This window comes from Bacillus sp. L_1B0_5 (assembly GCF_000836715.1).
In the GTDB taxonomy this organism is placed as follows: Bacteria; Bacillota; Bacilli; order Bacillales; family Bacillaceae_G; genus Bacillus_A; species Bacillus_A thuringiensis_S.
In genome coordinates, this window is sequence record NZ_JXIS01000045.1 from 93,166 (window position 1) to 114,782 (window position 21,617).

A 21,617-nucleotide genomic window follows, 5' to 3' on the forward strand; every position below is an offset into this window, starting at 1 on the left:
CCCGCTCAAAAATAAAAAGACATTGATATGTCCAATGTCTTTTCTATGTAGCACTTTAAAAAACAAATGTTGTGATTTCTTCTACTTCTTTTCTTGGAAGCTTTTTTGGCTTATCTTTCGGAAATCCGAGTGAAATAACCATATTTATTTGTTTTTCAGGCTCAATTTGTAAATATTGGCGCAGTTCATCTTGAGCTAACAATACTGGCCCTGTCATTGGACAAGTACCAAGTCCCTTTGCATGTGCAGCTAACATTAAGTTTTGTGCAGCTAAACAGCTACTCTTAATCCCTTCTTCTTCCCAGACTGAATCTGGAACAAAAGCAATTGGATCAAATATCTTTTCACGAAACTTTGATTCATATGGTGTTGCCAAACATACGATTAATACTGGTGCCTCAGAGAAAGCTGTCGCATATGGTCCGAAAGAACGTGTAAGTAATTTCCCTGCTTTCTCTTCTCCATTTTCTGCTGCTTTTGTCGCAAGTTTATGTAATGCACCCCATGTCATTTGTTCAATTTCTTTAATCTTCTCTCGATTCATAATAACCAAGAATTCCCACGTTTGTGAATTCGTATCACTCGGTGCGTAACGAGCACAATCAATTATTTCTTTTATATCATTAATAGATACTTCTTGATCTGTAAACTTTCTAACACTTCGTCTTCCGTGAATTACTTCTTTAAAATCTTCATAATTCATATATTAAATCCCCTTTTTACAGCGTTTTCAAAACTTGTCCTACGCTTGAATTATATCATGAAAAAAAGCCGGAAGAATACCAGCTTTTTTCTTCATGATTAATTTGTCACTTTAAACAAACGAATACTCTCTTCATATGCAACTTGTAATTTTTTCGTAATTGGTCCTCTTTCACCAGCTCCAAACTGTTCATCACCAATTTGAACGACTGGGAATATTTCAAGTGGCGTCGCTGTAAAGAAGCACTCATCAGCTTCATATACTTCTTGTAATGAAAACTCTCGTTCTTCTACTTCGATATGTAACTCTTTCGCTAATGTAATCACGTAGTGACGTGTAATACCATGTAAAATTAAATGATCCGCTGGATGTGTAATTAACTTATTATTTTTCACGATAAAGAAATTGGAATGACACCCTTCAGTCACAATGCCATCCCGTACTAATATTGCTTCTTGATACCCTTGTTCATTTATTTTATTTTTGATCATAATATTAGGAAGCAAATTTAAAGATTTTATATGGCAAAACTTCCACCTAATGTCCTCTTCTACTGTTACCTTAATCCCTGCCTCCATTGAAGCCACTGGTCTTGGGAACGAAACAAGATTTGCAAAATATGTCGGTTGTAAATCTGATTCATATACATGATTGCGTGGTTGTGCACCTCTTGATATTTGTAAATATACATTCCCATCTTCTTGAAATTGATTTTTTTCAATCATTTGATGTAACTCTTCCACTAATTCTTCCTTCGTAAATGGTGGAATTAGTTTTATTTCTGCCATAGAGTTAAAGAATCGTTCCAAATGTAAATCTAATAAATGAGGCTTTCCATCGTATAGTCTAAATACTTCATAAATACCATCACCAAATTGGAAACCACGCTCTTCTAATGCGACCATCGGCTGTTCTTCCTTCGTATTAATTATTCTTCCATTAAACAAGATCCAATCTTTGTGAGTAGCTTTCATTCTTCCCCACTCCTTTATCACATGATTGATTTTATTGTACAACTTATGTCACCCTGAAAGAAGGAATTTTCTGTATTTTCACAAACAAAAAATACATCACTTCGTAAAAGTGATGTATTTAATCATTTATTTAAGGAAATATTTTTCAATGTCATCTAACATAAGGTTCGCAGCTTTAATACCGCCTGCTGTATTCCAGATTACCTCATCTACTTGGAATACTTTATTATTTTTAGAAGCCTGAAGTTGCTTAAAGAGTGGATCTTCTATCCATTCCTTTGCTAACGAATTTCCTTCATTATTCTTATCTGCATCTTTATCAGACGTGAAATAGAATAAGTAGTCTCCGTCCATATTTGGAATTTGCTCTTTTGTAATTCCTTTTATCGCAAAATCATCTTTATCTTGTAATGGTGGTCGTTTAAATCCAATATCATTTAAAACAACTCCCGAGAATGAGTTTTTTTGATAAATACGAACATCACCTGGCACGAAACGAATAATAGAAACTTTAGAATTCAATTTATCGCCTAACTTCTCTTTCATTCCTTCAATACGTTTTTTATAATCATCAAGAGCTTTTTGCCCTTCTTTTTCTTTATTTACAGCTTTTGTATAAAGCGTAAAGTTTTCTTTCCAATCACCGCGTAATGTTTCTGCATAAACAGTTGGTGCGATTTCTTTTAGCTGATCATATATTTTTTCGTGACGCATTTTATTTCCGATAATTAAATCTGGCTTAAGCTTCATTACTGCTTCTAAATTAATATCACGTTCAGTTCCTACAACTTCCGTATTTTTCAACTCTTTCGCTACATGAGGATACCATTCATCACCAGCACGTGGTTTCGTAGTCCCCACTGGCGTTACACCCACAGCTAGGAGAGCCTCTGCACCTTCATTTGTTAAAACAACAACTTTTTTAGGTGTACCATTTACTGTCGTTTCGCCCATTGCATGCTTTACTGTATATGAATCTTTTGCTTTCACTGATATATCATTTTCTTTTTTCTCTTCTTTACTACATCCTGCAATTACAACCATGAGTATCATAATGCAGAACATAATGAGTTTTTTAGTATGTATCATATGTCCTCCCTAGATGAAATTGATTATCATTAACAATTAAAGATTAATGTATACTACATACATTGTCAATGTATATCAGAAAACTTTTTTAATATATACCATTTCGATTCTATCCGCTTTTCTAATGTTTCTTTTTAAAACATTGTGTATAAGTATAAAAATTTATGTTGTTATTACAATGCGTATCTGAGTTATACATAACAAAGATACGCATCCATATTGTATTATCGTTTTAATTCCTAATATTGAGTATATTTAATATAAGATGGATCATTATATACCCACTGATTTCCACCAAGGTTTAACCAACTATTTTCATTTATATATACTAAATAAGATTCTGGAGGATTTAATTGACGGATAACTGCAGATGTAGTTGATGGACCACTTCTTAAATTTACATTCATCCCTTGTATATATGCAACCCCAATCGAACTTCCATCACTATTGCTTGTCTTTACAAAATTAATGTAAGAAGGATCATTATACACCCATTGTCCATTCCCCAAATCTAACCATCCGTTACTTTCCTGATATACAACGTAAGATTCTGGAGAATTTAATTGACGAATAACTGAGGAAGAAGTTGATGGACCATTTCTTAAATTTACATTTTTCCCAAGGATATAAGCGATTCCCTTCGTTTGAGGTGTCGGTTGTGGGTTAGGTGGTTGTGGATTTGGAGCTACTCCAAAAATAGCTGCTATTCCATTTGCATACGCTTGACTTAGATCTTCAATAAATTGTGGATTTTTTAATAAATTTGCATCAAACGTTGTATCAATAAAGGCAGTCTCTGTTAAAATTGCATCCATTGCGGTTTCTCTTAATACCGCATAATTTTCTTTTTTTGCTCCTCGATCACGAAGACCGTATTTTGTTAATACAGGATTTACTGCTGTATGCATCTTTTGTTGCTTTGCATATGCAGTGCTGCTGTTGGATAACGCATTATAAATATAGCTTTCAAAACCTGTACCCCCGCCGCTATTAATATGAAATGAAATAAAATAATCCGCACCAAAAGCATTAGCAATATTAGCACGTTCCGATAAAGAAATAAACACGTCACTATCACGTGTCATTTTAATTGTAATTGGGTAATTTACCGTTAAAATGTCTCGAACGCGTCTAGCAATTTGAAGTGTTAAGTTTTTTTCTACTAAGCCATTACCAACAGCACCAGAATCATATCCACCGTGCCCTGCGTCTATAACAAGTTTCATTTTACTACCCCGCCTCTTTCTTGTAATATGTTAGCATTGCTACTCGTCCTATTTTATGTGAAATGTACAAGTTCTGTTACAATCGCAAATTAAAAAACCGCCTTATGTAAGGCGGTTTCTATCATCTTGCTTTAACCAATTTAAAATAAATATATACGATTGATAGTGAATATAACGTATGCAAAATAAAATAAATAAAAGTGCTATTCCAACACCACTATAAAGTAAACCAAACTTTAAAAAAACATTCACAAGTGGTGGAAAGTTCATTATATTTTGTAATGTACTAAGCATACAAAATATAATGAAAAAGACAGGGACGTATTGTAATTCATACGGCTTTCTTTTCTTAATCATTCTTTTTCGAATGATTATATGACATAGTTCTGCTACTATAAAGCACCCTCCAATTAAGACAAGACCAGCAGTCATCGTCATACATCCACCTGCCTTATATTTATTGTATTACATAAATAATCATCGTTATATTTTCTTCACATACGCTTCATCTTCTGAAGTAAAGCCAAAACTCTCTATGAAAGACTTCGCCTTTTCTGTTAATCCCTCTTGTAGAACTTTTATTTCTTTCACATTTCTTTGTTTCATCATTTCTTCAAATGTAAAATACGTATTTGTACCATAACTGTAACCTTGGTAATCAAAATGAATAATTAGCTGTGATAAAACAGCTCGTTCCTCTTGAACACTATAATCTATTACACCAATATATGTATCATCAACTTTCACACAGTACTGTACCTTTTTCTCACCTAAACTATGCGATTTAAACATTTCTTTAACAACGCTTTCATTTTCTACAGAAACTTTCTCAAACGTAATCATATGTTGTCCATCCTTTTACTATTATTGTATCAATAATACTTCCTATTTATGAAAAAAACCTTAAGACCGTATGCGATCTTAAGGTTTTTCTAATTAAACTAAGCTATACGCACGTTTTGTTTCTTCATGGAACTTATTCGTATCGTATTTATGCTCAACATAAATTTGGTGCCATACCATAAACGCAAGTACAGTCCAAATTTTACGGCTATAATCGCCTTTATCTGCACAATGTGCTTCCAGTAAGTTTAATACATACTGTTTGTCGATTAAATGCTCTGTTTTACTCTCGTTTATAATATTGATAGCCCAATCATGCATTTCATCTTTTAACCAGTGACGAATTGGTACTGGGAATCCAAGTTTTTTACGATCTAATACGTGATCTGGAACGATTCCGCGTGCGGCTTCACGTAAAATAGCTTTCGTAGTTCCGTTAGCAATCTTAAATTCAGTTGGAATTTTAGATGCAACATCGAATACTTCTTTATCTAAGAACGGTACACGAAGTTCTAATGAGTTTGCCATTGTCATTTTATCAGCTTTTAATAAAATGTCACCGCGTAACCATGTGAACATGTCAATGTACTGCATTTTGCTTACATCATCATAATCTTTAATCTCGTTATACAATGGTTTCGTGATATCCATATAGTTAACACTTTCATTGTAATACTTCATTAATTCAACTTTCTCTTCTTCACGGAAGATTTTCGCGTTTCCATAGTAACGCTCTTCAATTGGCGTACATCCACGCTCTAGGAAGCTCTTACCTTTAAATCCTTCTTTAAGAGCACCACTTAATGCTTTTAGAACGCTCTTACCTGGGCTAGGAATGTAAGAGAACATTTTTAGTGAGTTTGGCTCACGATAAATGTTATAACCACCAAATAGCTCGTCTGCACCTTCACCTGAAAGAACAACTGTTACATGCTTACGTGCTTCTTTTGCAACGAAGTACAATGGTACAGCTGCTGGATCTGCTAAAGGATCATCCATATGCCAAATGATTTTTGGGAACTCATCCATAAACTCTTTCGCTGAAATGAATACGTTATGGTTTTTAACGCCTAATTTCTCTGCAGTTTCTTTGGCAACATCAACTTCACTGAAACCACGTTGCTCAAAACCAATAGAGAATGTTAAAAGGTTTGGATTCATTTCTCTTGCGATAGAAGCGATAATAGATGAATCGATACCACCAGATAAGAATGAACCTACTGGTACATCACTGCGCATATGCACTTTTACTGAATCGTATAACACATCACGAATTGCTTGGATATGCTCCTCTTTCGTTGCGCTTGAAGCGTTGAAATAAGGTTTCCAGTAGCGATGGATTTCCATCTCTTTACCGATTTCTTTTACGAAATAATGACCAGGCTCAATTTTATTAACATCAATTGTTAATGTTTCTGGCTCTGGACCATATTGGTACGTAAAGTAATGTTGTAGTGACGTTGGATTAACTCCTTTATCTTCCATCACATGCATAATACTTTTCTTCTCAGATGCGAAGAATGTAGTATCACCTTGTTGTGCGACGTATAAAGGTTTAATACCGAAGTGATCACGTGCACCGAAAAGTTTCTTCTCTTCACGATCCCAAATCATAAATGCAAACATACCACGAAGATAGTCTACACATTTTTCTTTCATATGTGCATACAATGCAATGATAACTTCTGTATCAGATTGTGTTGCAAACGTTGCACCTTTTTCAAGTAACATTTCACGTAATTCTACATAGTTGTAAATTTCACCATTAAAAATAATTACATATCGATCATTTTCATAAGTTAGCGGCTGATGTCCTGCCTCTAAGTCAATGATGCTTAAACGGCGGAAGCCAAATTGTACATGTTCATCACGAAAATATCCTTCGTCATCTGGACCGCGGTGGAAAATCATCGTGTTCATATTTTCAAATTGATGTTTTTCTGTTTCTGAAAACTCTCTAGGGTTTTCACATAAACATCCTACAAAACCACACATACTTCTTACCCTCTTTCGGTTTTCATTCTGTTTCTATACTACTATATCAACCCTATTTATACTAGCATAATCAACTGAATATGGCGACCAAAAACTATAAAAAAATCACTCCATTTCACATTTTTAACAATTTTTTATGAAAACATGAAAACTAGACACTCACCTTTCTCCGCTTTTGTCATATGATATTGCAAATTGATTTCTAGGAGGGAATACCATGAGTGAAGAAAAAAAAGATTCTTCTCGCCCACCGGTTCGTAATTACTTAAAGCAAATTGATGATTTCTTCGAGCAAACACCTCTTCGCAATGTAATCGCTGATTTAAATCATTTTTTCCAAAAAGGAAACCGTTTATTAACATTCCCTGTAGATTTATATGAAGTTGGTGAAGAACTCGTCGTTACAGCTGAACTACCAGGTATACAAAAAGAACAAATCCAAATTGAAATACAAAGTGAATACTTAAAAGTCTCTGTAAAAGAAGAGATACTCGAAGAGGAAGAAGAAGAACAAACATCCCATAACTATTATCGCCGAGAACGTTCCATTTCAGAAGCATCAAGATTGATTAAGTTGCCGTATTCAATTAATAAAAAAGCAGCGAAAGCTTCTTATCAAAACGGCGTATTAGAAATTCGGGCGCCGAAACTTCCCCAGCAACATGACATTTTATCCATAGACTAATGCAAAAAAAATAAGGGTGCTATGCACCCTTATTTTTAATCCACTAATCGCTTCATATCACGTATAATGTCTTCGTATGGCGTATTACTAATGCCACTATACTTTTTCATTACTTTTCCGTTTTGATCAATTAAATAAAATGATGTACCATGCATGACCTGACCGTTCTCCGGCTTATCCACAAGTGATTGGAAATTATCTTTTGAAAACTTTGTAATATCTTCTAACGAATATCCCGTTAATAAATTCCAGTTACTAGTATCCTCTGTAAACTTTTGAATAAAAGCTTTCAGATTTTCTGGTTTATCAAGGTCTGGATCTACACTAAATGAAACAAACTGAACGTCTATCTTCTCTTCTTTTGCCATCTTTTGCAGCTTGGCCATATTTGCAGTCATTGGTGGACAAACTGTTTGACAATTTGTGAACATAAAATCTGCAACCCAAACTTTCCCTTTTAAATCTTTTGTACCAAATTGCTTTCCATCTTGATTTGTAAATTGGAAAGTTTCTAAATCCCAATTTAATGGTTTACGAAGCTTTGAACCTGATTCACTACATCCAGCAAGTACAAAGAGACAAAATACAACCATAAGACCAATTATTTTTTGATAACGCTTCATTTATAAACCTCTTTTCTCTATCCTAAATTTAAATAGGTTATGTTTATAATAACAAAAGTTAACACTACGAGAAAATTGTTTACTACATTTGTTCACGAAATCGTACGAATTTACGTATGTTACTTCTTTATTTCAAGCGAATTACTAGACAAAATATATTTTTTTACTATTATTTCTATAAATCGAAGTGATAAAACTAATTTTATTGTTACTTTTGTAAATATCTCTCCCTATTTTTTAACAATTCCTTAAACATTAATCCATGTTTTACACTGTATTCCTTAACAACATTTCGGTACAATACAAATACAACGATTTTAAATGAGGTGATGTTCATGGCAAAGCGCTATGAAAATATGGATAATGTTAGTACAAAAAAATCAATTCGCTCTTTTTTACGCTGGCGTAAAGAGCGAAAGCAAAACAAAAAAGATTTTTCTTTCTTAGTAGAACAATCACCCGTTAAACAAAGTGCATTTTTGCAAAGTAATGTTGAAAAAACGACTGTCACATGGATTGGGCATTCTACTTTTCTAATCCAAACGAATGGACTTAATATATTAACAGATCCAGTATGGGCCAATAAATTAAAGCTAGTTCCAAGACTTACAGAACCTGGACTCTCTATAGAAGCACTACCTAAAATTGATATTGTCCTTATTTCACATGGTCATTATGATCATTTAGATTTTTCAACTCTTCGTCAGTTGAATGATGATGTTCTATATCTTGTACCTATTGGATTAAAACAATTATTTACTCGTAAGAAATTTAAACATGTAGAAGAGTATAAATGGTGGGAAAGTACGAAAATTAACGAAGTTTCTTTTCACTTCGTACCTGCTCAGCACTGGACGAGAAGATTCTTATTTGATATGAATACGTCTCACTGGGGCGGATGGATTATTGATAATGAAACGACTATGGAAACCATATATTTTTGTGGTGACAGTGGCTATTTCCAAGGTTTCAAAGAAATTGGTGAACGCTTTTTAATTGATATTGCTCTTATGCCCATTGGCGCTTATGAACCAGAATGGTTTATGAAAGTATCTCATGTTTCACCTGAAGAGGCTGTGCAAGCTTATTTAGATTTAAACGCTACGCATTTTATACCGATGCATTACGGAGCTTTTGCACTCGCCGATGAAACACCTCGTGAAGCAATAACTAGACTTCGAAATAATTGGAATTTGCGCATGTTACCATGGGAACAACTGCATGTACTCTTTTTAGGCCAAACTTTTATTTATAGTAACGCAACAAATGATAAGCAAGTAAATGAAAAAATTGAAATTTTACATGTGTAACGTAACGACTGATTTCCTATATCCAACATATAATATAGAAAATCCTATAAAGAAACTTTAATCAGTGGGAGTTTCTTTATCCCCACTGATTATTAACCTTCACCAATCGGGCTTTTACGGACAGCCCGCCACCTAACCTCTTTGCTCCAGCTAAATTTTGAGGTGGGAGTTTTACTGTCCGCAAATAGCGGGATAAAGGGTGTTTTCTATGAATGAATATTTACAGACTCGCTATATCATTAGCGGTAGTGCCTGTATAGCTCTTCTTATTTCTTACTTTCTATTTACATAAAAAAGCTACTTGAAATATATTTTCAAGTAGCTTTTTTATTACTCTGCTAAATACATAAACCCGATTGCACCCGGACCTGTATGAGTACTAATTATAGGCGTTGTATAGAAAATTTCTGATTGAGCAAACCCACTCACTTTTTCAACCGCTGCTTTCATACTTTCAGCTAAAGGAATTGCTTTCGCATGCGGAATTGCAACAGCCTTTACAACTTTTCCAGCTGTATCTTGCTCAAATAACTTAGCTAATGTTTTTACAATTTGGCCTTGGCTACGAACTTTCGTTACAGGATTATAAACACCATCTTCAAGACTAGCAATTGGCTTTATATTAAGTAGCGAACCGATAAACGCTTTTCCTTTACCGATACGTCCACCCTTCACTAAGTTTTCTAATGTGTCTACTACTACATATAAACGAGTATTCTTTCTTACTTCATCTACACGTTTTAAAATTTCTTCTAGTGAACGTCCTTCATTTGCCATTTTTGCAGCTTCAATTACTTGATATGCTAAAGCATGTGTAATAAATTGAGAATCAACAACTGTTACTTTTGTATCGGTCATTGATGCAGCACTATTTGCAGTTGCTACAGTACCACTCATTCCACTTGTCATATGAATGGAAAGTACTTCACTTCCATCTTCACCTAACTTGTCATACATTTCTACAAATGTACCCATTGCTGGTTGTGATGTTTTTGGTAGTTCCTCTGATTTAAGCATTTCTTCAATAAATTCATCTGGTTGTAGATCAACGCGATCTAAATATGTTTGTCCATTTACAGAGATTGATAATGGTAGAACATGAATGTCATACTTCTCGATTACCTCTTGTGATAAATCTGCTGTTGAATCTGTTACAATTTTAATTTTTTGCATATTATATTCTTCCCTTTCCAATACGCTCTCCTTGTTATTATACTAGTATTCCCACTGCTTTCAACAATTTGGAACGAAATTTCATCAAATTAATTATATTTTTATATCTAAAATGAAAAAGACAGAGCTCCTAACCCTGTCTCTACTCTATATCATGCATTTTTTTCAAGAGTATTTGTTTTATATACATTTAAATAATCATTCCACTTCAAACAATTTTGTAAATATTCACGGAAAGAATATGAAAATCTTGGATGTTTTTGTTTTTGAATTTTTGCAATAAATAATTGAAGACGAGACTGAATTAGAAACGATAATGGATGCTGTGCCTGTAGGACAGGGATTTCGAATATTTTAATACAATCCCCTGTTGAATGAGTGAAATAAAAACTTTTCGTAATCACAATATCAATCCTCTTTTTCATTGGATTTTTGAACTTCCTCTACTTTGCGCTGTAAGACGTTGTTTAAAGTGGAGTAAAATCAGACTTATATGATTTCTGTAGTCCTTATGGCTAGAAGATTTATACTCTATTCATCTCCACCTAATCCATCTTCCCGTCCTAAATATCCCTGAGACGGGAATCTCATTATCCATCAATTGTTTAATACATTTAGTATAAGCTTATAAAAGCGCAAAGTTTGTCTAAATTTTGGAGATTCTATAATTTTTTTCTTCTATATATTGTATACGTTTATAGCTATAGTATAACAAATAAATAAAAAAGTGCCTTTATAACGAGGCACTTTTCGACTGCATTTCTTCTCTTTTCTTTTTTCTCTTACTAACAACCTTTGATAAAGCAATACTTACTTCATAAATACAAATAAGCGGCACCGCAACTAAACTATGAGATAAAAAGTCAGGCGGTGATATGCAAGATGCAATGATAATCAATGCTACGTATGCATATCTTCTTATTTTTATTAAAAATTCCGCCGTAAGTATTCCAATACTAGTTAAAAACATTACAACGACTGGCAATTCAAAAATCACAGCAAATGGAACTGTTAAATTAAGTACAAAATGAAAATACTTTTCTGTCGTAAACATCGTATTAAACATTTCATTACCTATTGTAGTTAAAAAGTGAAATAGAAACGGCATTACAATAAAGTATCCAAAACATAAACCTGCGATAAATAATATAGACAATACCGGTATATACATTATTGTCATCTTTTGTTCATTTGGATGTAAACCCGGTTTTACAAATAACCAAATTTGTATAGCAGCAAAAGGAATTGTACAAACGATAGCAAATACTGTAGCAATCGAGAAAAAAATCCACAATACATCACTTGGACCGAGAACAGTTAATTTCATTGGTAAATCTTTTACAAGCCAAAAATAAATATCCTTTGTAAAAGTAAATCCAATAATTAAAAATAGTACAAAGGATAACACCGTATATATTACTCTTTTTCGAAGCTCAACAATATGTTCTACTACGCTCATTTCCCGATCTTCCATCTCGTTCACCACACTTTATTTATCCATTACAAGGAAAATACATTACAGTTTTTCTTTCTTTTCCTTTTCTTGAAATGCGTCATCTGTCAATTCTTTCGTTGATTTTTTAAACTCTTTTAACGTTTCCCCTAAAGCCTTCCCGATTTCCGGCAATTTTTTAGGTCCAAATAAAATGAGTACTGCTACTAAAATTAAAATTAACCCTGGAAAGCCAATATTTGAAAACATTTCCCCATCCCCTTTATTAGTAGTTTCCTTGTCCTACTATTACATAATTTCATTTTGTCAAAAAAGTTTGAAAACGTCAACAAATCCATTGCCTTTTGTCAAAAAAATTCAAAAATATAATCAATTATACAAATTTCATTTTCTATTGCTCTTGTGTATGATATGGTAAGGAAAATGACATATTATTTTATGATAGTAGAAAGGATTTGCATTATGACTGAAAAAATGACACGAATGACCCAATTTGTAAAAGAAGAAATTGCAAATGCAATTACACATGGTATCGGTGCCATTTTAAGCATCCCTGCCTTAATCATATTGATTATTCATGCTTCTAAGCACGGTACCTCATCAGCTGTAGTCGCATTTACTGTTTATGGTGTAAGCATGTTCTTACTGTACTTGTTTTCAACATTGCTACATAGCATTCATCATCCTAAAGTAGAAAAAATATTTACTATTTTAGATCATTCAGCCATTTACTTATTGATTGCTGGCACGTATACTCCTTTTCTACTTATTACACTTCGTGGCCCATTAGGATGGACGTTGCTTGCTATAATTTGGACACTTGCAATCGGAGGTATCGTCTTCAAAATCTTCTTTGTACGTCGCTTTATAAAGGCATCAACTTTATGTTACATCATTATGGGCTGGCTCATAATCGTTGCCATTAAACCACTTTATGAAAATCTAACTGGACATGGTTTTTCACTGCTTTTAGCTGGTGGAATTTTATATTCTGTCGGAGCTATATTCTTCCTTTGGGAAAAGCTACCTTTCAACCATGCCATATGGCACCTGTTCGTTTTAGGTGGTAGTGCGATGATGTTCTTCTGTGTACTCTTTTACGTCTTACCTACAGCATAATAAAAAAGGTTTCAGCTTATAGTAAGCTGAAACCTTTTTTATTACTTATGTAATTGTGATGCGATAACTTCCTGTGTATGCTTCGTTAATTCTTTAATATCCATATTCGCATACTCTTCAGGTGTAATCGGCTTAGAAATTGTTACTGTTGCATGAGCTGACTTCATACGATTTCCATTCGCTTCAAACATCTTATATGTACCATCTAACGTTACAGGTAAAATTGCTACACCTGATTTTACTGCAAGATGGAAACTACCAGCCTTAAACTCTCCAACTTCGCCACCTTTACTTCTCGTTCCTTCTGGGAAAATTACGATAGAATGTCCATTCTTTAATAGTTCGATTCCATCTTTAATTGCTTTAAGAGATTGACGACGATCGCTACGATCCATAAATACACAATTCATAAGTTCCATCCAAGTTGGTACAACTGGGAACTTTTTAATCTCTGCTTTTGACACGAATCCAATTGGTTTATTTAAGTAACCTAGTAAAACAGGGATATCCATATTACTTTGGTGATTACTTACAACTAGTACCGGCTTGTCTTTCGGAACATTTTCAAGCCCTTTCACTTCTACTGTCCCTCCAGCTACACGTACCATTTTCTTACCAAACCAATTTGTCGTTTTGTACACAGCATTATCTTTTTCTTTTGGCGCCATCGTATTTACTTGTCTTTTAAGACGCCACATTCTCGGTGTAATCGCAATTACAATTAAAATTAAATAAAAGATTTTAAAAAACGTTTGAATCATACAGAACCCCCACCTATTATCATTCCGACCTTCATTATACTAGACAAACGAAGGAAAAAGAAGAAAAAAAGTCCAAACATCAAGTGTTCGGACTTTTTAAGCATTCTATATTAGAAACGTTTTGCTAATTCACGAGCATTAACAATTGCCGCTTCTTTAATTTCTTGTGCTTTTTCAGGGTTTGCATTCATACCTTCAACTGCAATATAATCAGTATCATTTACACCGACAAATCCTAATACAGTTTTTAAGTGATTGCGTCCGAAGTCTACAGCTGCGTATGCTCCTTCAGAATATACGCCACCTGTTGCTTGAATGTGAAGTGCTTTTTTACCTTCTAATAAGCCAACTGGACCATTTTCAGTATATTTGAATGTTTTACCTGCGATTGCTACGTTATCTAAGTATGCTTTTACTACTGGTGGATAGCTAAAGTTCCACATTGGAGTTACGAATACATAACGATCTGCATGCATAAATGTTTCTAAGTTTGTGTTCATTGCTGCTACTTTTTGTTGTTGAGCTTCCGTTAAAGTTTCAAAGCCTTCACCTGCTGCAAATTTACCCCAAGCAGCAAATACATCTGCATCGATTGCTGGTACAGTAGTATTGAATAGATCAATTGTTACAACTTCGTCTTGTGGATGCTCGTTTTTATAAGCCTCGATGAAAGCTTCCCCTACTGCCATTCCGAAAGAACCTTCTGCTGAATTTGGATTTGCTGTGATAAATAGTACTTTTGTCATTGTATTCTCTCCCTTTTCTCTCTTTATCTTTAATTCAAGATTTGTTTTTTAAAAGTTAATAACTTACCTTATGTAAGTATAATACAAAAAGTTTTAATCAATGTCAATAAAAAATAGCTACTTTTTTTTCGTAAGTTAATGATTTATTTTGTTTCTCTAAAATTTAGTATACAGATATTAAGAATTCTCATACAAAAAGGCTACCTCTATAAATTATAGAGGTAGCCTTTTATTACATATTATTTTTGAAAAACATGTTTTACTTTTTCAGCTGGAATGTTACTTCCGCCTCTACCTTTTACATCTTCAATCATCATTGTAATGACCATATCTGGCGAATTCAAATCAAATGCAGCGAACCAGCCTAGTTCTTTTCCTTCGGCTTCTTTAGATACTTTTAATTCCGCTGTACCTGTTTTTCCAGCAAGAGTCATTCCATCAATCTTAGCAATTTTCCCTGTACCATCCGGATCATTAATTACTTTCGTCATAGCAGTTTTTAATATATCCTGATTTCCTTTAGAAATTACATTTTCTTTCCAAGCTTTTGGTTGTTTATCTGTTTTAATAATATACGGTGATGGAATCGTTCCATCATTTACAATTGGCGCATACGTTAAAGCTAAATGAAGAGGAGTCATTAATACTTGTCCTTGTCCATATCCTGTATCTGCCATTTGAATATCATTTTTAATACCGTCATTTGCAATTTTAGAAGCAGGGAATCCATATTCAATTGGTAGTTTCTCATCGAATCCGAATTTTTTCGCTTCACTCATAAACTTGTCTTTTCCGATTTTCAACGCTTCTTGTGCGAAGTAAATATTATCCGAGTATTTCATCGCCTTATCAAAATCAATCGGATTTGCATCTTTCACACGCGTTACATAATAATTACCCCAAGAAGAATCTTTTGTCCATTTTAACCCTTCAATTTTTAACTCTTCTTTTGGATCAATCGTTTTCGTTTCAAGACCAATTGCAGCTGTAATTGGTTTAAATACAGAACCTGGTACCGATAATTGTGTAAAGCGATTCGTCATCGGTTTTTTCGGATCATTATTCCAAGCTTCGCGTTGCGCTTTCGATGTTCCTCGTGCAATTAAATTAGGATCATATGCTGGACTACTTACTAGTGCAATTGTTTCTCCACTTTTCGGATTAATTGCTGCACTTGAACCAGCTTCGCCCTTCATTTCATTGTAAGTTTTTTCTTGAACAGCACTATCAATAGTTAAAGTTACGTTTTCTCCATCAACAGCATCTGTTTTTGCCAAGTTTTTAATTTCTTTTCCTTGTGCATCTTCTACAAAGACACGGCCACCTTTTTTACCGCGTAGCTTTTCCTCTAATACTTGCTCTAAACCAGCTTTACCAACTGGATCATCAGCTTGATAGCCTTTCTTTTGAAGCGTTTTTAAATCTTCAGCATTTACCTTTCCGATATAACCAGTTAGATGAGCTGCCGCTTCCCCTAATGGATATGTACGAACATTTACAGGTTTTGTTGAAACACCTGCTAAATCAATATACGTATTTTGCGTTGCCCCTTCAGGCAAAATTCCAATTGGTACGAGATACCCTGGTTTTACCCATTTAGCAGCTAATTTTTGATCAATTTCTTCTACAGTCATATTTAACAACTTCGCTACTGTCTCTTTCGTTTGCGGAGCAGTATCGTCTAATTTTTCTGGAACTATTCCAATTTCAGAAGCTTTCCCATTCGTTGCAAGACCTTTTCCATTACGATCGTATATTTCACCACGTTTTGGCTGTGTCGTCTGCATACGCACTTTACTATCTTTCGTCATGCCAGGGAAAATAAAATCAGGAGTCCAATCTATTTTCCAAGATTCTTTATCTCCATCTTTTTCTTTCACCATTTTTGCTTCATGGCCAAAAGTAATTTTACCACCAACTGTATCCATGCTTACTTTAAAAGGAACAGGGCCTTCATCTTTTTTATCTTCTTTTACTTCCCCTGTTTCTACCTTTAAGTCGTTCACTTCGATACCAGAATAAATTTTTTCATATTTCTCAGTAAACTCTTTCTTTGAAATATCTTTTTTTGCATTTTTTGATAGTTGATCATACATATCTGCAAATTTTTGTTTATTCCATGCTTTTACATATGTATCAAACGCTTCTTGTGGTTTTTCTTCTTTACCGCATCCAACTAACATGAATGTTAAGCAAAGAAAAAGAATCCCCCATATCTTTCTCAATCCATTCTCCTCCTCTTTCTATATTAGTACTTTTGCAAATTTTAGCATTTTTTACATGCTACCTATCATTATAGCACTATCGAATCTCATCTATAAACTTATATTGGTGAATATAAATAAAAAGATTGATGCGAATTCTCACATCAATCTTTTTATTTATTGTTGTTTCTCATATACGTGGTAATAATACGTATACGGGTTTTTTTCATCCGTTAAACCTTTTTCTACAAAAATCTCTTCCCAATTTGTCATATCTATTTCTGGGAAGAATGTATCTCCTTCAAATGCATGATGGATTTTTGTTATATATAACTTGTCTACATAAGGTAAAAAGAGATCGTAAATTTGCGCTCCGCCAAAAATAAAAATCTCTTCTTCATTTTTACATAGTTCGAATACTTCTTCTACAGAATGAACAACTTCACATCCTTCAACGTGATATCCTTCATTACGAGTTACAATAATATTACGTCTTCCAGGCAGCGGTCTACCAATCGCTTCATAGTTCTTCCTTCCCATAATAAGCGGGTGACCCATCGTTGTTTTCTTCACGTATTGTAATTCACTCGGTAAACGCCAAGGTAAATTATTATCTTTACCGATTACTCTATTTTCGTCCATTGCGACCATAAATGAAACAATCATTTTTTCATCTCCTCTACAATTATACTGCAACCGGTGCTTTAATTGCTGGATGTGGATCATATCCTTCAATCGTTAAATCTTCCATTTCAAAATCGAAAACAGATTTCACATCTGGATTTAATGTAAGTTTCGGGAATGGACGTGGTTCACGTGCCAATTGCTTTTCTACTTGTTCAAAATGATTTGTATAAATATGTGCATCACCAATTGTATGAACAAATTCCCCTACTTCAAGACCACATTCATGTGCAATTAGATGTGTTAGTAGTGAATAACTTGCGATGTTAAATGGTATTCCAAGGAATATGTCACCACTTCTTTGATATAGCTGACAAGAAAGCTTTCCGTCCGCTACATAAAACTGGAATAATGTATGACAAGGGGGTAATGCCATACTTGGTACGTCTTCAGGATTCCAAGCAGAAACGATTAAACGACGTGAGTCTGGTGTTTTTTTAATCATTTCAATTACATCTTTTAATTGATCAAGTGTCTCACCAGCTGTCGTTTTCCAAGCTCGCCACTGTTTACCGTAAACGTCTCCTAAATAACCATATTTATTTGAGAAATCATCATCTTCTAAAACTTTCTTTTTAAACAATTCCATCTGCTCATCGTACTGTACTTTAAATTCTTCATCTTGTTGTGAGCGAAGACCAAAATCCGTCATGTCAGGACCAGTATACTCATCACTTTCTACCCAGCTCTTAAACGCCCATTCATTCCAAATGTTATTATTATGCTGCAATAAATAACGAATATTTGTATCACCTTTCATAAACCAAAGTAGTTCACTTGCTACAAGGCGAAATGGTACTCTTTTTGTCGTTAATAAAGGAAATCCTTTACTCAAATCAAAACGCATTTGATATCCAAATACAGATACAGTTCCTGTCCCTGTACGATCTTCTTTCTTCGTACCATGTTCCATTACATGGCGGCATAAATTTAAGTATTCATTTTCAGCATGTTTCATATGTAGGAAAACCTTCTTTCAATCGTATATGCAATTTATCATAACATGAAAAATGGTAAATTTAATAATCCTAATTAATAAAATTTCTTCCGCTAATTCTTACAAAATTATTAACTTTCCAAATTTAAAAAGGTTTTCATTTTCTATTACCGAAAGTATAGTGCGGTAGAACAAAATTTATATTTGGAGGTTAGAAGTATGTCTAAAATTGAAACGCCTGTTATGACTTCTTTACAAACAACGGTTGAAAAAATGATGAAGAATTTAAATGTTCCTGGTGCTGCTGTAGCTGTTATAAAAGACGGTGAAGTTATTATTTCAGAAGGTTTCGGCTATCGTAATATAGAAACAAAAGAGGCTGTTACAGCGAATACCCGGTTCGCAATCGGTTCCTCAACGAAAGCGTTTGGCACACTTTCATTAAGCTTGTTAGCACAGCAAAAAAAGTTTAATTGGGATACTCCTATCCATTCTTATATACCTAACTTTACTTTATCTGAACTACTTGCTAGCTCACAAGTTACAGGACGGGATTTAGCTTCTCATCGAACTGGAGTGAGTCGTCATGATGCTCTTTGGTACAACTCTTCCTTATCTCGACAAGATCTCGTTGAAAAAATAAAACATTTACCACTTGATACACCGTTCCGGACTGCATTTCTATATAACAACTTAATGTATGCAACAATTAGCTGCATTGTTGAAAACATTACAAATCAAACGTGGGAGCAATATACTACAGAACATATTTTAGAACCTTTAAATATGAGACATACAAACTTCTCTGTTAACGATTCACAAACTACAGATGATTACGCTTTACCTTACATTGAAAATGACGGTGAAATAAAAGTAGTTCCATTCCGTAACATCGATACAGTTGGCGCTGCTGGGTGTATTAATTCTACAATTGAAGATATGGCAAATTGGGTACTTCTCCACTTAAACGAAGGAAAATTTGGAGATCATGAATTAATCTCCTCTGAATTATTACAACAAATGTATACACCACACAATTCAATTCCAGACCAACCCGTTTTATCACTCCCTGAATCTCCATTAAATAGTTACGGTCTTGGTTGGTTTATTAGCGCTTATCGTGGTAAAAAAGTAATTCATCATGGCGGTAATATCGATGGATTTTCAGCACTTGTTTCATTCATACCAACAGAAAACATAGGCCTTGTCATTTTAACGAATGCTGGAGGAACATTACTTCCTACTTATCTCGCTAATCAAATTTATGACGAACTACTTGAATTAGAATCCATTGATTGGCATAAACGTGCTGTAGAAGATACTAAAAAAATGAAGGAAATGATGAAAGAAGCAACTGAATCGCTCCCTGAACAAATTAAAGGGACTACACCTTCGCACAAGTTAGAGGATTATACTGGTACTTTTGAACATCCTGCATACGGAACATTACAAGTATACAAACGAGATGATTCGTTATATGTACAATTTATGGAAATGGATATTCAATTAGGGCATCATCATTACGACATCTTCTCTGCAAAAGTTGACTTATTCCAAATGAAAATGAGCTTATTATTCGCTTATGAAATGAATGTAAGTGGTGAATTCCCATCCCTTCAGTTACATGTACCAGCTACATTAAGTACTCAGCCGCTTACATTTAAGAAAATTAAATAATTATTTTAATAGAGGGAAGATACACTTCCCTCTATTTTTATATTCTCATCCAAATAAAGGATTTTACGTATAGAACAAGGAATCCTTTTATTTAGTTATTTAAACTATAAGGAGGAAAAGCATTGTACACAGAAATCTTCAAAGAAGTTGTTTCGATTACTCATCACGATTATTCCGGTTGTATTGATAAAAAAGGATGGGATGATCCTACTACATATTTACAAACAATTGAGCAACTAGAGAAGCAAAGAGATTTAACACCAGTACAATTCACTGAAATTGTAAATGATTACTTATTAGACTTCAAAGACAATCATATGTTTTTCAAAATGAGCTCTAACGATCAACCTCTTAACAGTGTTGGCTTCCAAGTGAAAAGATACGAAGATCACCTATATATTACATCTACTTCACAAGAAAAAAGAGTAAAAAAAGGACAAACTATCGTTGCATTAGATAATATGAAAATTCCTAAGCTATTAATAAAGTATAAAAAGTATGTAAATGAGAATACATATGAGCGTGAAAAATGGGACTATGTTTTATTAAAATCATCAAATTGTACACTTATAGATAAAGATGGAGTAACCGAAACCATTTCTTTACAAAAATATAAACAAAGCGAATACACACCTATCTATTCATTAAAAAAGTACAATAAAGATACACTCTTAATTACTTTAACTGACTTTGCAAATGCTGCAGCTATTAATCAATTAATCGACTCATACAAAAACGAGCTGGATTCTTTTCAAAACTTAATTATAGATGTGCGATTGAATCGTGGTGGAAGTGATGATGCATTTTTCAACATACTTCCTTACTTATTTGAAGACAAAGAAATTTCTCTTTTCGACTCTTCAAATACAATGCAATTAAATCATACAGAACGAAATTATTATTTACGAATGCAAGACTTCGAAGAAGATTATGATTCTTCAGACGACCTTTCAAAGTTAGTCACCGATATGTTTATTCACGATTTAAAAGAGAATTATAAAAAGGGCCTTGTTACATTTGATACATCTGGAGTACCAAAAGAACTTCAAACTTTGAAAATACACGGACGAACAACACCAAGTAGAGTAGCCGTATTAACAGATGTTACATGTGGAAGCTCTGGTGATTCTTTTGTAGAAGCAACAAAAAAATCACCGAAAGTAAAAGTAATAGGTCGTCCTACTGCTGGTTTAAATGATTATTCTAATTTAGCAGTAATGGAATGGGCTGGTACGTTCGCTCTTTACTATCCTACTTCACGGCTTTCTATTGTAGATAAAGGCAAAGGAATGTCCGGAATTGGAATACAACCTCATATACATATCCCATGGACTCCGGAACATATACAAGAAGATGTGGATTTAAAATTAGCATTACAACTACTTCAAAATGAAGAATGGTAAAAAATAAAGGTA

The 21,617-nt window shown here is 33.9% G+C and carries 22 protein-coding genes; 5 read left to right on the top strand and 17 right to left on the bottom strand.

Going from position 1 to position 21,617, the window contains the following annotated elements; genetic code table 11:
- Window positions 1-55: 55 nt before the first annotated feature.
- The 7 genes from RT27_RS15000 to asnB all read right to left on the bottom strand — a co-directional run bounded on the left by RT27_RS15000 (window position 56) and on the right by asnB (window position 6,830).
- Window positions 56-703, bottom strand: coding sequence for a nitroreductase family protein (locus tag RT27_RS15000; protein WP_016081776.1), 648 nt, complete (start codon window positions 701-703; stop codon window positions 56-58).
- 98 nt (window positions 704-801) lie between these two features.
- On the bottom strand, window positions 802-1,677 hold the full coding sequence (gene dat / locus RT27_RS15005; RefSeq protein ID WP_043936544.1) for a D-amino-acid transaminase: 876 nt from the start codon (window positions 1,675-1,677) through the stop codon (window positions 802-804).
- Between the two features lie 126 nt (window positions 1,678-1,803).
- A complete protein-coding gene (locus RT27_RS15010) occupies window positions 1,804-2,766 on the bottom strand; it encodes an iron-siderophore ABC transporter substrate-binding protein (protein ID WP_043936545.1) in 963 nt (320 codons plus the stop codon).
- A gap of 239 nt (window positions 2,767-3,005) precedes the next feature.
- Window positions 3,006-3,992 (bottom strand): N-acetylmuramoyl-L-alanine amidase, encoded by a 987-nt coding sequence (locus RT27_RS15015; RefSeq protein ID WP_043936546.1) that lies wholly within the window; start codon window positions 3,990-3,992, stop codon window positions 3,006-3,008.
- A gap of 102 nt (window positions 3,993-4,094) precedes the next feature.
- Window positions 4,095-4,424, bottom strand: coding sequence for a hypothetical protein (locus RT27_RS15020; RefSeq protein WP_029442215.1), 330 nt, complete (start codon window positions 4,422-4,424; stop codon window positions 4,095-4,097).
- A 51-nt stretch (window positions 4,425-4,475) separates the two neighbouring features.
- Window positions 4,476-4,835: a GNAT family N-acetyltransferase gene (locus tag RT27_RS15025; RefSeq protein WP_043936547.1), complete on the bottom strand. Its 360-nt coding sequence runs from the start codon at window positions 4,833-4,835 to the stop codon at window positions 4,476-4,478.
- Between the two features lie 93 nt (window positions 4,836-4,928).
- Window positions 4,929-6,830: an asparagine synthase (glutamine-hydrolyzing) gene (gene asnB / locus RT27_RS15030; RefSeq protein WP_000333826.1), complete on the bottom strand. Its 1,902-nt coding sequence runs from the start codon at window positions 6,828-6,830 to the stop codon at window positions 4,929-4,931.
- A gap of 217 nt (window positions 6,831-7,047) precedes the next feature.
- On the opposite strand from asnB, the gene RT27_RS15035 reads away from it, so the two are divergent.
- Window positions 7,048-7,515, top strand: coding sequence for an Hsp20/alpha crystallin family protein (locus RT27_RS15035; protein ID WP_016081782.1), 468 nt, complete (start codon window positions 7,048-7,050; stop codon window positions 7,513-7,515).
- A gap of 35 nt (window positions 7,516-7,550) precedes the next feature.
- Here RT27_RS15035 and RT27_RS15040 read toward each other — a convergent pair whose 3' ends face one another.
- Window positions 7,551-8,138 carry an SCO family protein gene (locus tag RT27_RS15040; RefSeq protein WP_000833332.1) on the bottom strand — a complete coding sequence of 196 codons (588 nt, stop codon included), beginning with the start codon at window positions 8,136-8,138 and terminating at the stop codon, window positions 7,551-7,553.
- A 335-nt stretch (window positions 8,139-8,473) separates the two neighbouring features.
- On the opposite strand from RT27_RS15040, the gene RT27_RS15045 reads away from it, so the two are divergent.
- Window positions 8,474-9,448 carry an MBL fold metallo-hydrolase gene (locus tag RT27_RS15045; protein WP_043936548.1) on the top strand — a complete coding sequence of 325 codons (975 nt, stop codon included), beginning with the start codon at window positions 8,474-8,476 and terminating at the stop codon, window positions 9,446-9,448.
- A gap of 330 nt (window positions 9,449-9,778) precedes the next feature.
- Here RT27_RS15045 and RT27_RS15050 read toward each other — a convergent pair whose 3' ends face one another.
- The 4 genes from RT27_RS15050 to RT27_RS15065 all read right to left on the bottom strand — a co-directional run bounded on the left by RT27_RS15050 (window position 9,779) and on the right by RT27_RS15065 (window position 12,323).
- Window positions 9,779-10,621 carry a DegV family protein gene (locus RT27_RS15050; RefSeq protein WP_021036079.1) on the bottom strand — a complete coding sequence of 281 codons (843 nt, stop codon included), beginning with the start codon at window positions 10,619-10,621 and terminating at the stop codon, window positions 9,779-9,781.
- A 152-nt stretch (window positions 10,622-10,773) separates the two neighbouring features.
- Window positions 10,774-11,025: a DUF2535 family protein gene (locus tag RT27_RS15055; protein WP_000629012.1), complete on the bottom strand. Its 252-nt coding sequence runs from the start codon at window positions 11,023-11,025 to the stop codon at window positions 10,774-10,776.
- Between the two features lie 329 nt (window positions 11,026-11,354).
- Complete coding sequence (gene tatC / locus RT27_RS15060; protein WP_000390119.1) at window positions 11,355-12,095, bottom strand: twin-arginine translocase subunit TatC; 741 nt, start codon at window positions 12,093-12,095, stop codon at window positions 11,355-11,357.
- A gap of 42 nt (window positions 12,096-12,137) precedes the next feature.
- Window positions 12,138-12,323 (bottom strand): twin-arginine translocase TatA/TatE family subunit, encoded by a 186-nt coding sequence (locus tag RT27_RS15065; protein WP_000492442.1) that lies wholly within the window; start codon window positions 12,321-12,323, stop codon window positions 12,138-12,140.
- A 213-nt stretch (window positions 12,324-12,536) separates the two neighbouring features.
- Here RT27_RS15065 and RT27_RS15070 point away from each other — a divergent pair, with 213 nt between their 5' ends.
- The gene (locus tag RT27_RS15070) at window positions 12,537-13,193 is read left to right on the top strand and encodes a hemolysin III family protein (RefSeq protein WP_029442213.1); all 657 of its coding nucleotides are present in this window, start codon (window positions 12,537-12,539) and stop codon (window positions 13,191-13,193) included.
- A gap of 41 nt (window positions 13,194-13,234) precedes the next feature.
- Here RT27_RS15070 and RT27_RS15075 read toward each other — a convergent pair whose 3' ends face one another.
- The 5 genes from RT27_RS15075 to RT27_RS15095 form a co-directional block, all read right to left on the bottom strand.
- Complete coding sequence (locus RT27_RS15075; RefSeq protein ID WP_000616582.1) at window positions 13,235-13,954, bottom strand: lysophospholipid acyltransferase family protein; 720 nt, start codon at window positions 13,952-13,954, stop codon at window positions 13,235-13,237.
- Between the two features lie 110 nt (window positions 13,955-14,064).
- Window positions 14,065-14,700, bottom strand: coding sequence for an FMN-dependent NADH-azoreductase (locus tag RT27_RS15080; RefSeq protein ID WP_043936549.1), 636 nt, complete (start codon window positions 14,698-14,700; stop codon window positions 14,065-14,067).
- A gap of 239 nt (window positions 14,701-14,939) precedes the next feature.
- Window positions 14,940-16,925 carry a penicillin-binding protein 3 gene (gene pbpC, locus RT27_RS15085; RefSeq protein WP_029442211.1) on the bottom strand — a complete coding sequence of 662 codons (1,986 nt, stop codon included), beginning with the start codon at window positions 16,923-16,925 and terminating at the stop codon, window positions 14,940-14,942.
- A 156-nt stretch (window positions 16,926-17,081) separates the two neighbouring features.
- Window positions 17,082-17,570, bottom strand: a complete 489-nt coding sequence (locus RT27_RS15090) for a dihydrofolate reductase (RefSeq protein WP_016081787.1) — start codon at window positions 17,568-17,570, stop codon at window positions 17,082-17,084.
- A 19-nt stretch (window positions 17,571-17,589) separates the two neighbouring features.
- Window positions 17,590-18,546, bottom strand: coding sequence for a thymidylate synthase (locus RT27_RS15095; RefSeq protein ID WP_029442210.1), 957 nt, complete (start codon window positions 18,544-18,546; stop codon window positions 17,590-17,592).
- 198 nt (window positions 18,547-18,744) lie between these two features.
- Between RT27_RS15095 and RT27_RS15100 the strand changes: the two genes are divergently transcribed.
- Together RT27_RS15100 and RT27_RS15105 are read left to right on the top strand one after the other, a co-directional pair.
- A complete protein-coding gene (locus RT27_RS15100) occupies window positions 18,745-20,202 on the top strand; it encodes a serine hydrolase (RefSeq protein WP_029442209.1) in 1,458 nt (485 codons plus the stop codon).
- A gap of 122 nt (window positions 20,203-20,324) precedes the next feature.
- On the top strand, window positions 20,325-21,605 hold the full coding sequence (locus RT27_RS15105; RefSeq protein WP_043936550.1) for a S41 family peptidase: 1,281 nt from the start codon (window positions 20,325-20,327) through the stop codon (window positions 21,603-21,605).
- Window positions 21,606-21,617 lie beyond the last annotated feature (12 nt).